The following is an 11,499-nucleotide window of genomic DNA, read 5'->3' on the forward strand; positions in this document are numbered from 1 at the left end:
GGGACGTGGCGAGCAAGCGCAGACGTCGCTTCTGGAACTACCCGCGCCGGGGCAAGAACCTGGTGCAGCGGTGGCTGCCGTCGTGGCGTGTGGTCGTCGGCTGCATGCTCGGCGGCATCGCCCTGGGCGCCGGCGTGTTCTTCGCCGCGTGGACCTCCACGCAGATCCCGGCCAACCTCGACGACGTCGATCACCAGGCCACCACCGTCTACTACGGCAACGGCAAGGAGGTCGGCTCCTACTCGACGATCAAGCGAGAGATCGTCGACTACGAGGCGCTGCCCGCCCACGTGGGCGACGCCGTCGTCGCCTCGGAGAACGAGTCGTTCTGGACCGACCCGGGCGTGGACATGAAGGGCATGGCCCGCGCGCTGTGGACCAACCTCACCAGCGACGGGGGCACGCAGGGCGGTTCGACGCTCACGCAGCAGTACGTGGAGCGCTACTACCTGGGCAGCACCACGGACATCCTGGGCAAGGCGCAGGAGGCGATCATCGCGCTGAAGATCACTCGCGAGCAGTCCAAGGAGCTCGTGCTGGACCGGTACCTCAACACGATCTACTTCGGCCGCGGCGCGTACGGCGTGCAGGCGGCCTCGCAGGCGTACTTCGGCAAGGACGCCGTGGACATGACCTACTCCGAGTCCGCGATGCTGGCCGGCATCATCCCCTCCCCGGTGAACTACGACCCGTCCGTGCAGCCCGAGGTGACCGAGAAGCGGTGGCAGCGCAGCATCAACCGCATGGCCGACCAGGGTTACATCACCGAGGAGGAGCGGCAGTCCGCCGAGTTCCCCGAGTTCCAGGAGAAGGAGGAGAACTCGAACAGCCTCGGCGGCCAGAAGGGCTACATCATGGCCGCGGTCAAGAAGGAGCTGCTGAACAACGGCATGACCGAGGAGGAGATCGAGACCAAGGGTCTGCAGATCTACACCACCATCAAGCCGAAGCTGCAGCGCGAGGCCCGCCAGATCGTCAAGGACATGCCCGACGACGCGAGCAAGAAGGTCCGCGCCTCGATCGTCTCGATCGACCCGACCACCGGCGCGATCGTCACGCTGTACGGCGGGAAGAACTACATCAAGCAGTCGCTCAACACGGCGACCGACGACACGGTGCAGGGCGGCTCGACGTTCAAGCCGTTCACGCTGATCGGCGCGCTCGAAAAGGGCCACGAGCTCAACGAGACGTTCGACGGCAACTCCCCGGGGCACCTGGACCCGCAAGACCCCTCGAAGGAGTGGCCGACGAACTTCGGCCTCCAGAGCTACGGCCAGATCGACCTGGTCAAGGCGACGGCGAACTCCGTCAACACCGCCTATGCGGCGCTGAACATCGAGGTTGGCCCGGAGAAGACGGCCGAGGTCGCCCACCGGCTGGGGATCCGGGACGAGACCGAGATCGAGGCCGTGCCGTCCAACGTGCTCGGCACGGCAGCCGTCTACCCGGTGGACCTCGCCTCGGCGTACGCGACCATCGCCGGCGGTGGCACCTACATCAAGCCGCACGTCGTCGAGCGGGTGGAGCACCGGGACGGGTCCCTGCGCTGGGAGCCCGACACGACGCCGGACAATCGCTTTGAGCGCGACGTGATCACCCAGGCGACGTACGCCATGACCAAGGTGGTGGAAGAGGGCTCCGGCCGTGCCGCCCTGGAGCTCACCGGTCCCGACGGGACCCGCCGGCCGGTGGCCGGCAAGACCGGTACGTCGAACGACAACAAGACGGCCTGGTTCGCCGGCTTCACCCCGCAGCTCGCAACCGTGGTGAACGTCCGCCAGTACAAGAACGTGGACGTCGAGGAGGGCATCCTCGGCGGGACGGAGCCGATCGACGCCTTCGGTGGCTACGACGAGATCACCGGTAGCACCTGGCCCGCCGCGGCGTGGACCGACTTCATGCAGGTGGCGCTCGACGGCAAGGACATCGAGGAGTTCCCGGCCTACACACCGCCCCGGCCGTCGTTCTCGCCCAGCCCGTCGCCGAGCGAGTCGACGCCCGAGTGGGTCGAGCTGCCGGGCAACCTCGTCGGGATGAACATCTCGCAGGCGACGAGCCTGCTGCAGGGGATGGGCCTGAAGGTGGCGACGCAGGCTGCCAACGACAACGCCTCCAAGGGCACCGTCATCAGCGTCAACGCCGGCGGCGGCAAGATCCCGGCGGGCTCGACCATCACCCTCGTGGTGTCGACGGGCCAGCCTGTCGAACCGCAGCAGGTCGCCGTGCCGAACGTGGCGGGCCAGCCGCGGACCGCCGCCGAGCAGCAGCTCCGCAGAGTGGGGCTGTCGGCGAACACCGCGGAGGAGTACAGCAACGACGTGCCGGTCGGCAACGTCATCCGCACGGACCCCGGCGCCGGGGCCGAGGTGGCACCCGACTCGACCGTGACGATCGTCGTCTCGCGCGGCCCGGAGGGCGGCGAGGACGACGGTGGCGACGGCGGTGACGGTGGCGGCGGCAACGACGGCGGCGGCGGCAACGACGGCGGCGGTCCCGGCGACGGCGGTGGCGACGGTGGTGACGACGGCGAACGTGGCGGCCTGTTCGGCTGACCGTGATGGACAGCACCGGCCCGTGAATTCCACCGCGGTCCCCGCAACGGGTACCCTGGTGGACTGGCCGTGCCGCCCGTTGGCGCGGCCGACGCACGCAAGAACCCTCCTGCCACGGACAGACCGTGGCCGTCGAGACCAGAGGAGGTGGGTTGAACACATGCGTCAGTACGAACTGATGGTGATCCTGGACCCGGAGGTCGAGGAGCGCACCGTAGCCCCGTCGCTCGAGAAGCTGCTCACGGTCGTCAAGACCGATGGCGGCACCGTCGACAACGTGGACATCTGGGGCCGTCGCCGTATGGCCTACGAGATCGACAAGCGGGCCGAGGGCATCTACGCCGTCGTCGACTTCACGTCGACGCCGGACACCGCGAAGGAGCTGGACCGCCAGCTCGGTCTGAACGAGGCCGTGCTGCGCACCAAGATCCTGCGTCCCAGCGCTCGCTGAATCCGCTGAACCGAAACACTCTGCGCCCGTCGCTGCCCCCTGTGGGAGGCTCGTGATGGGATCTTCCCTGGAAGTCGAGTACAGCCGAATCTCGCGGACGAACGAAGGAGCTTGGCATGGCTGGTGAGACCGTCATCACGGTCGTCGGAAACCTGACTGCGGACCCGGAGCTGCGCTTCACCCCGTCGGGTGCTGCTGTTGCCAACTTCACGATCGCGTCCACGCCCCGCACGTTCGACAGGCAGTCGAACGAGTGGAAGGACGGGGAGGCGCTGTTCCTGCGCTGCTCCATCTGGCGTGAGGCCGCGGAGAACGTCGCCGAGTCGCTGACGAAGGGCATGCGCGTCATCGCGCAGGGCCGTCTGACGCAGCGGTCGTACGAGACCCGCGAGGGCGAGAAGCGCACCGTCGTCGAGCTGCAGGTGGACGAGATCGGCCCGGCCCTGAGGTTCGCCTCGGCCAAGGTCACCCGTGCGCAGCGCTCGGGTGGCGGCGGCTTCGGTGGCGGCGGGGGCTACGGCGGCAACGCCGGTGGCCCCGGTGGCCAGTCCGGCGGTGGCCAGGGCGGCGGTTTCGGTTCTTCCGGCGGCGGTCAGCAGCAGAACGACCCCTGGGCCACGGCAGGCCCGGCGTCGTCCGGCGGCGGGTTCTCCGACGAGCCCCCGTTCTGATCGTCGCTCAACCCCCCAGATCATCCCTGTCCCGGCGGCACGTACCGGCCGGGACGATCCTGAGTAAGGAGCACTCACCATGGCCAAGCCTGTGGTGCGCAAGCCCAAGAAGAAGGCCAACCCGCTGAAGGCGGCGAAGGTCGAGACGGTGGACTACAAGGACACCGCTCTGCTGCGCAAGTTCATCTCCGACCGCGGCAAGATCCGCGCGCGTCGTGTCACCGGCGTCTCCGTGCAGGAGCAGCGCCAGATCGCCAAGGCCGTCAAGAACGCCCGCGAGATGGCACTCCTGCCGTACTCGTCGTCGGCCCGCTGACCGGAAAGGATCCAGATCATGGCAAAGCTGATCCTGACCCACGAGGTCACCGGTCTCGGTGAGCCCGGGGACGTCGTCGAGGTGAAGGACGGGTACGCCCGTAACTTCCTCATCCCCCGTTCGCTGGCCACGCCGTGGACCAAGGGCGCCGAGTCCCAGGTCTCCGCGATCCGCAAGGCCCGCAAGGCCCGCGAGATCTCGACGCGTGAGGACGCCGAGGCCGCTGCAGCCTCGATCCAGTCGAAGACCTACACGATCGAGGCGCACTCCGGTGAGTCCGGCCGTCTCTTCGGTGCGGTCACGACGGCCGACATCGCCGCCGCGGTGAAGTCTGCCGGTGGCCCGTCGGTCGACAAGCGCAAGATCGAGATCGGCCAGCCGATCAAGTCGACCGGTGTCCACACCGCGTCGATCCGCCTCCACCCCGAGGTGTCGGCCAAGATCGAGCTCGAGGTCGTCGCCGGCTGACGCCGGTTCCGGCCACCGAGGGCCCCGGTCCGCTCGTTCAGCGAGTGGACCGGGGCCTTCTGCGTGAGGCGGGGGAGCGGGTTCGGCACTTCGTGCTCTGTTCGGTAGTTCCAACTGCCGAACGCGGCACGAAGTGCCGAATGAGGGGACGAGCCTGTGGACAGTCGGCACGGGCACCGTGCCTCGAGGCCAGGCTGGGAGCATGCCGTCCGAGATACTCGTCGCCCGTGAGCACCTGCCCACCGCGCTGCGCACCGCGCGCCGGGCGGGCGAGATCGAGCGGATCCGCCGTGGCGCGTACCGCGTGGTCCCCGACGACGGCAGCCGCGGACCGGACAGGTGGTCGGCCGCGCGCTGGCTCCAGGTCGACCGAGCGCGTGCCCTGGGGCGCCAGCTCCGGTCGGCGCACTGGTTCAGCCACCAGACGGCGGCGATGCTGCACGGCCTGCCCCTGTGGCGCCTGCCCTCGCAGACGCACGTGCTGCAGACCTATCGAGCGTCGTCGCGGGCGGCCCGGGACGTGCGCCGGCACTTCGTCGAGGGGCGCCCGGCCGACGGCTGCGAGGTGCTCGGCCTGCCGGTCACCACCCTGGAACGGACGGTGGCCGACTGTGCAACGACGCTGCCACCGCTCGACGCCCTGGTGGTCGCCGACGCCGCCGTGGCGCGGGGTCTCGACCGCGACCGGACGGCGGAGCTCGTCGCGTCGCGTGCTCGAGGCGGCCGGCGTGCGCTCCTCGTCCTCGAGCTGGCGGACCCCGGAGCCGAGAGCCCCTGGGAGTCGTGGTTGCGCTACGTGGCCCACTGGGCAGGGCTACCTCGCCCGCGGACGCAGGTGCCGGTGCGCACCGCGATCGGTCGGTTCCGGGTGGACCTGGGCTGGGAGGACCACCGGGTGCTCGCCGAGTTCGACGGCCTCGTGAAGTACCGGACCGGCGCGCTCGGCAAGGACCACGACCCGGACCGGGCGCGGATCGACGAGAAGCGCCGGTCCGATGCCATCACGGAGTCCACCGGCATCCAGCCGCTCCACGTGACATCCAAGGATGCACCGGACCCGCAAGGGGTGGCCGATCGTCTGCTGGCGCGCTTTCCCGCTGACGTCCGGCGCGCGGCACGGAAGAACCCGCTGCTGCCCAGACCGAGATGACTCCACCGTCGGGCCGTCCCGTTCGGCACCTTGTGCCTCCTTCGGCAGTTCCAACTGCCGAACGAGGCAGCAAGTGCCGAACGAGCGGGGCGCTCAGGCGCCCGTGACCATCCACCGGTCGCCACGTGCCCGCAGGCCCGTGGTCAGTGCGCGGGCGAGCATGAAGACCCCCGCGAAGGCCGCCCACAGCCACGCGAGGCCGACCGCGCCGTCGGGGGCCCAGGCCCGGATCGCCAGCGCGCACGGCACGTACAGCGCGAGAGTGAGCAGGCCGGCCCAGGCGAGGTATCGGCCGTCGCCCGCGCCGATGAGGACACCGTCGAGCACGAACACCCAGCCGGCCATCGGCATGAGGACGCCGCACACGACCAGCCCGGCCGTCACCGCGAGACGGACGCCCGGGTCGGGGGAGAACAGCGGCGCGATCCACCAGCCGGACGCCGCGAAGAGCACACCGATCACGGCTCCGGCGCCGACGCCCCACTGCAGGCAGCGTCGCAGCACCGCCCGGACCCGGTCGACGTCGCCCGACCCCAGACCGTGCCCGACCAGCGCCTGAGCGGCGATCGCCAGTGCGTCGAGGGCGAACGCCGCCAGTCCCCACAGTGAGTTGACGACCTGATGCCCCGCGAGGGCCACCGCACCGAGCGAGGTCGCCGTCCACACCGTCAGCAGGATCGCGAGCCGCAGCGACACGGTGCGGACGAACAGCGGCGCACCGGCGACGGCGTTGGCCCAGATCCCCGCATGGTGCGGACGCAGGGACGCACCGCGCCGGCGGGCTCCGGCGACCACGACGGCGGTGAGCACGAGCGCCATCAGCAGCTGCGCCGTCGTCGTCGCCAGCGCGGAGCCCGCGATCCCCATCCCGGCGCCGTACACCAGCGTGACCGACCCGACCGCGTTGAAGACCGCACCGCCCGAGGCCACCCACAGGGGGGTGCGGGTGTCCTGCAGGCCGCGCAGCACGCCGGTGGTGGCGAGCACGAGCAGCATCCCCGGCAGACCGGGGGCGGACCACCGCAGGTAGGTGACGGCGTGGGTGGCGACGTCGTCGGACGCGCCCATGGCGCTGACCGCCCACGGGGCGGCGAGGAGGAGGGCGGCGGCGAGGACCGCGCCGAGGAGCAGAGCGAGCCACATGCCGTCGATGCCGGACTGGAGCGCCTCGCGCTCTGCCCCGGCGCCGAGGCGGCGCGCCACCGCGGCGGTAGTGGCGTAGGCGAGGAACACGCAGAGGCCGACGAGGGTGAGGAGCAGCGTCGAGGCGAGGGACAGCCCGGCGAGCTGCGCGGTGCCGAGGTGGCCGACGACGGCGCTGTCGACGAGCACGAACAGCGGCTCCGCGACGAGCGCCCCGAGGGCCGGCCATGCGAGCGCGAGGATCTCGCGGTCGATGCGGCGCAACTCACCCCCACCTTTCTTTCCTCCACAGGCTGGTAACAACATCGCTGCAGGTCACAGCGATATCTGGAGTTGTACACAGGAGATGTCCCCAGTTGTGCACAGGGTTGTCCACCGCTGGTGCACAGGTCTCGGCAGTGTTCCACACCCTTGTCCACAGGTGTGTCCACAGCGTCTTTTGCGCACGGTTCCAGGCGCGCCTAGCGTCGTCCCGGGTGTCAGAGGTGGACTGTAGAACAAGGTCGTGAGGACCGGTCGATCAGCCCGGGTCGGGTCGTGGTGCCGGTGGGAGCCGGGGGAGGTGGGGACATGTCGATCGAGGAGCTGGAAGCGAACTACTCGCCGTCGCGGGCGGGGTTCGACCGCACCCCTCCGCAGGACGTCGACGCCGAGATGAGCGTGCTCGGCGGCATGCTGCTCTCCAAGGACGCGATCGCCGACGTGGTCGAGCAGATCCGCGGCATCGACTTCTACCGCCCGGCGCACGAGGCCATCTACGACGCCATCATCGACCTCTACGGGCGCGGGGAACCTGCCGACGCGATCACCGTCGTCGCCGAGCTCACGAAGCGCGGCGAGATCGGGCGGATCGGCGGGGCGTCCTACATCCACGACCTCATGGCCGGGGTGCCGACCGCGGCCAACGCCGGCTACTACGCGCGCATCGTGCGCGAGCGGGCCGTGCTGCGCCGGCTCGTCGAGGCCGGCACCAAGATCGTCCAGCTCGGGTACGCCACCGACGGCGGCGACGTCGAGACGGTCGTCAACAACGCCCAGGCCGAGATCTACGCCGTCACCGAGCGCAAGACGTCCGAGGACTACGCACCGCTCGCCGACATCATCGGCGGCACCATGGACGAGATCGAGGCCGCGGGGAACCGCGGCGAAGGCATGACCGGGGTGCCGACCGGGTTCGCCGACCTCGACCGGCTGACCAACGGGCTGCACCCCGGGCAGATGGTGGTCGTCGCGGCGCGGCCAGCCATGGGTAAGGCGCTCGCCCTCGACACCCCGCTGCCGACGCCGACCGGCTGGACCACGATGGGCGACGTCGCCGTCGGGGACGAGCTGATCGCCGCGGACGGGACGCCCACGCGCGTAGTGCGCGCCACCGAGGTCATGACCGGCCGGCCCTGCTACGAGGTGGTGTTCGACGACGGCACGACGATCGTCGCGGACGCCTGGCACGAGTGGGTGACGAGTACGTCGGGGAAGCCTGCTGACGCCGCGGTGCGGACGACGGAGGACATCGTCGCGTCGATGCGTGCGGGTGCTGCACACTCGGTGGCGCGGCCCGGCGCCGCCTGGAAGATCGTCGACGTCGTGGCGGTCGGTTCGGTGCCTGTGCGCTGCGTGGAGATCGACCACCCGGAGCACCTCTACCTCGCGTCAGCGGCGAAGATCCCGACGCACAACTCGACGCTCGCCATCGACATCGCACGGTCGGCGTCCATCAAGCACCAGAAGACGTCCGTCGTCTTCTCGCTCGAGATGAGCCGCAACGAGATCACGATGCGTCTGCTCTCCGCCGAGGCGCGCGTGCACCTGCAGAAGCTCCGCAACGGCTCCCTGGGCGACGACGACTGGCAGAAGCTCGCCAAGGTCATGGGCAAGGTGTCCGAGGCGCCGCTGTTCATCGACGACTCGCCCAACATGTCGCTGACCGAGATCCGCGCCAAGTGCCGGCGGCTCAAGCAGAAGCACGACCTCGAGCTGGTGGTCATCGACTACCTGCAGCTGATGACGTCCGGCAAGAAGGTCGAGTCGCGCCAGCAGGAGGTCTCCGAATTCTCGCGTGCGCTGAAGCTCTTGGCGAAGGAGATCGAGGTTCCTGTCATTGCGTTGTCGCAGCTGAACCGTGGTCCGGAACAGCGGCAGGACAAGAAGCCGGCGATGTCGGACCTTCGTGAAAGTGGCTCGATTGAACAAGATGCTGACATGGTGATTCTTCTTCACCGTGAAGATGCGTATGAAAAGGAATCGCCTCGCGCTGGCGAGGCGGACCTGATCGTAGCAAAGCATCGTAATGGTCCGACCGACACGATTACCGTGGCGTTCCAGGGGCACTACTCGCGGTTCGTCGACATGCAGGTTTAGCTCCCATTTGTTGTCGACGTGCAGCCTAGATTGGTCGATCCTCCGCCTACTTAAAGTGGACGATACTTGACCAAGTCCAAGCGCCTTCTTGACTATGTTGCCGCGGGCTTGGGCGAGCGTCGGTCGCACTCACGTTGCCCCGAGCATGACGATGGCGTACCGCGCGGCGTGAAGTGCGGGGTGCGAGTTGGTCGGCAGGTGGCACATCGGGTGGCCGACAGGCCGGTGACGGTGGCGTGGACGGTTGCCGCTGATGTCGACGTCGACGCGTGCAGTTGACGGGCTGCGGACCTCATGCGTCCTTGTGGGGACCAGGTCACAAAGGGATCAGGGGATCGAGAGGGGGATACGCTGGCTCCGCTGCGACTCCGTCGGTCGATCGCCAGCGTATCCCCCTCTGAACTCGATCGGGGCTTCCACCCGGGATTGTTGGGGGTGACGAGTACGCGTTGTCGACGACCGCGCTGGACCTGCGTGTGGGCTGGGCTCGTCTGAGCGACGCCGATCGGGCGACGTTGGCTCTGGTGGCTTGGGACGGCTTGACAGGTCGGGAGGCCGCGAGGGTCGTGGGTTGCACCCGAGCAGCGTTCTCCGTGCGGCTGAGCAGGGCCCGGCGCCGCCTGAAGCGGCTGCTCGGAGAGGTCGACGTCCTTCCTGAGCCATCGCCCGCGCAGAGCCGGTCCGGATTCGTCATCGAAGGGACACAGCCGTGAAGAATCTCCTGGACGACCCCGCCCTGCGGCGGCTGGCCGACGCCGACCCCGCCCCCTACACCGCCTTGACCACGGACGAAGCCGCCCGCGCCGACGCCTTGCTGGAGCGCATCTCTGCTCGACCCGCACGGGCTGTGGTGGAGACGTCGTGGCACCGGCGGTTGTGGACCCGTCTGTCGGCCGCTGTCGCCGCGGTCGCAGCCACCGTGACCGTCGGTGTTCTGGCGACTGCTCCGGCGTCCGCCGAACATGTCCTGCTCGAGGCAGCGAACAGCGCGGCGGCACAGCCTGTCGAGACGGGGGAGTACTGGTATGTCCACTCCCAGATCGAGGACCCGGTGGCCGGCACGTATGAGCGCGAGGTGTGGAGATCCCCGGACCAGTTCCTGATCCGCAGCGAGGTCTCGGCTGCGCTGCGCGCACGGGACCTGGGCGTCGATTCCCTCGACCCCGATCTGGTGCGCGTGCGCGACGTGACAGACGACAGCGCCGCCACCGGGTTCGGCGACGGGGCACAGCTCAGCTGGGACGAGCTCCAGGCCCTGCCCACCGAGCCGGAAGCACTCCGCAGGCGACTCACCGACCTGCTGCCGGCATCGAGCCACGGCGAGGACTGGAGCCTGTGGAACCAGACGACCGCCTTGCTCCACGAGAGTCCCGCGAGCCCGGAGCTGCGCCGCGGGCTGTGGCAGGTCCTCGCCACCGTCCCGGGGGTCGAGCTCCTCGGGCGGGACCACGACTCAACCGGGCGTCCGGCAACCGCGATCCAGGCGGACTTCACCGACCAGGACTTGCCGCGCTACGTCCTGCTCCTCGATCCCCAAGACGGCACGCTGCTCGAGACGCAAACGTTCGACCTCGACGACGACCTGCTATTCCGCTCCACGATGCTGGATCAAGGAAGACACTCCGACGCGCCCAGCCCCGAGGCGCCACTGTGCGGACCGGGCTCTGCACCGGAGATTTCCTGCTAGGGCGGCCGAAGCAGCGCCCGATCACCTCCACTTGGCACCAGGAGACCGCGCGGACGAGTCCGACGACAGCTACCCGACGGCCGTCGGGATCTCCGGGTATCGGAAGAGCTGGAAGCGCAGGGCCTTGCGACGGTGCATGAGCGCGGCTCGTTCACTCTTGCTGGCGGTGGCGAGTGCGGCCTCGAGTGAAGCCAGTGCTTCGAGTAGTTCGATCCGTCGGCGGTGGTGCCGATTCCGGCAGGCCGAACTGCAGAACGCGGCTGGTCTGCCGACCCGTGGCAGCTTGCATCTCTTGGTGCAGTGCGGCTCCATGCATCGCAAGGGCCGGTAGAGCTCCGCATCGTTCATGGGCTCGTTCCCAGGTCGGTTCGGGGTCGTCGGTGCTGGTCATGTCGTTCGGAGAACCCAAAGTGGTTCCCTGAACGGACGAAACATTCCCGAGAAACCGTGGATGTTAGATGTGAAATGTTAGCAAGTTGCTACCAGGTGACCTCCGTGACGAGGAGGTCGCGGACGATTCCAGTCTTCCACTGGCTAGCTGATGGGTCTACGCTCGGTAGAACCACCACGGTGGTGGTAGAGCCTGCGTGAGAGCGCAAAGAGGGGTGCCGCTGCTGTCACAGCGACACCCCGGTGACGGCTCTGATGTGTCCAAGGAAGACGAAGGGCCGTCGATGGCCAGTCTAGAGGGCGTGGTCCCCGC

The 11,499-nt window shown here is 69.0% G+C and carries 10 protein-coding genes; 9 read left to right on the top strand and 1 reads right to left on the bottom strand.

What is annotated here, in order from left to right; genetic code table 11:
- Positions 1 to 5 precede the first annotated feature (5 nt).
- The 6 genes from ACWAT2_RS08825 to ACWAT2_RS08850 all read left to right on the top strand — a co-directional run bounded on the left by ACWAT2_RS08825 (position 6) and on the right by ACWAT2_RS08850 (position 5,608).
- The gene (locus ACWAT2_RS08825; RefSeq protein WP_402374935.1) at positions 6 to 2,552 is read left to right on the top strand and encodes a transglycosylase domain-containing protein; all 2,547 of its coding nucleotides are present in this window, start codon (positions 6 to 8) and stop codon (positions 2,550 to 2,552) included.
- A 160-nt stretch (positions 2,553 to 2,712) separates the two neighbouring features.
- The gene (gene rpsF, locus ACWAT2_RS08830; protein ID WP_402374937.1) at positions 2,713 to 3,003 is read left to right on the top strand and encodes a 30S ribosomal protein S6; all 291 of its coding nucleotides are present in this window, start codon (positions 2,713 to 2,715) and stop codon (positions 3,001 to 3,003) included.
- Between the two features lie 116 nt (positions 3,004 to 3,119).
- Positions 3,120 to 3,674, top strand: coding sequence for a single-stranded DNA-binding protein (locus ACWAT2_RS08835; protein ID WP_402374939.1), 555 nt, complete (start codon positions 3,120 to 3,122; stop codon positions 3,672 to 3,674).
- 79 nt (positions 3,675 to 3,753) lie between these two features.
- Positions 3,754 to 3,990: a 30S ribosomal protein S18 gene (rpsR, locus tag ACWAT2_RS08840; RefSeq protein WP_106265817.1), complete on the top strand. Its 237-nt coding sequence runs from the start codon at positions 3,754 to 3,756 to the stop codon at positions 3,988 to 3,990.
- 18 nt (positions 3,991 to 4,008) lie between these two features.
- On the top strand, positions 4,009 to 4,458 hold the full coding sequence (gene rplI / locus ACWAT2_RS08845; protein WP_106265818.1) for a 50S ribosomal protein L9: 450 nt from the start codon (positions 4,009 to 4,011) through the stop codon (positions 4,456 to 4,458).
- Between the two features lie 202 nt (positions 4,459 to 4,660).
- Complete coding sequence (locus ACWAT2_RS08850; protein ID WP_402374942.1) at positions 4,661 to 5,608, top strand: hypothetical protein; 948 nt, start codon at positions 4,661 to 4,663, stop codon at positions 5,606 to 5,608.
- 93 nt (positions 5,609 to 5,701) lie between these two features.
- On the opposite strand, the gene ACWAT2_RS08855 is transcribed toward ACWAT2_RS08850, so the two are convergent.
- The gene (locus ACWAT2_RS08855; protein ID WP_402374944.1) at positions 5,702 to 7,015 is read right to left on the bottom strand and encodes an MATE family efflux transporter; all 1,314 of its coding nucleotides are present in this window, start codon (positions 7,013 to 7,015) and stop codon (positions 5,702 to 5,704) included.
- Positions 7,016 to 7,321: 306 nt separating this feature from the next.
- On the opposite strand from ACWAT2_RS08855, the gene dnaB reads away from it, so the two are divergent.
- From dnaB to ACWAT2_RS08870, 3 genes are all read left to right on the top strand, one after another.
- Positions 7,322 to 9,109, top strand: coding sequence for a replicative DNA helicase (dnaB, locus tag ACWAT2_RS08860; RefSeq protein ID WP_402374946.1), 1,788 nt, complete (start codon positions 7,322 to 7,324; stop codon positions 9,107 to 9,109).
- 476 nt (positions 9,110 to 9,585) lie between these two features.
- On the top strand, positions 9,586 to 9,822 hold the full coding sequence (locus tag ACWAT2_RS08865; RefSeq protein ID WP_402375116.1) for a sigma factor-like helix-turn-helix DNA-binding protein: 237 nt from the start codon (positions 9,586 to 9,588) through the stop codon (positions 9,820 to 9,822).
- Positions 9,819 to 10,796: a CU044_5270 family protein gene (locus ACWAT2_RS08870; RefSeq protein ID WP_402374948.1), complete on the top strand. Its 978-nt coding sequence runs from the start codon at positions 9,819 to 9,821 to the stop codon at positions 10,794 to 10,796. The genes ACWAT2_RS08865 and ACWAT2_RS08870 overlap by 4 nt, the downstream gene beginning before the upstream one ends.
- The last annotated feature ends 703 nt before the right edge of the window (positions 10,797 to 11,499 follow it).

The sequence above is a fragment of the Isoptericola sp. GX10416 genome, from assembly GCF_056590155.1.

What these genes read in the sequence shown, in the direction of transcription:
- rpsF (WP_402374937.1), top strand. Translation starts at nt 2,713, where the DNA reads ATGCGTCAGTACGAACTGATGGTGATCCTGGACCCGGAGGTCGAGGAG.
- ACWAT2_RS08835 (WP_402374939.1), top strand. Translation starts at nt 3,120, where the DNA reads ATGGCTGGTGAGACCGTCATCACGGTCGTCGGAAACCTGACTGCGGAC.
- rpsR (WP_106265817.1), top strand. Translation starts at nt 3,754, where the DNA reads ATGGCCAAGCCTGTGGTGCGCAAGCCCAAGAAGAAGGCCAACCCGCTG.
- rplI (WP_106265818.1), top strand. Translation starts at nt 4,009, where the DNA reads ATGGCAAAGCTGATCCTGACCCACGAGGTCACCGGTCTCGGTGAGCCC.
- ACWAT2_RS08850 (WP_402374942.1), top strand. Translation starts at nt 4,661, where the DNA reads ATGCCGTCCGAGATACTCGTCGCCCGTGAGCACCTGCCCACCGCGCTG.
- dnaB (WP_402374946.1), top strand. Translation starts at nt 7,322, where the DNA reads ATGTCGATCGAGGAGCTGGAAGCGAACTACTCGCCGTCGCGGGCGGGG.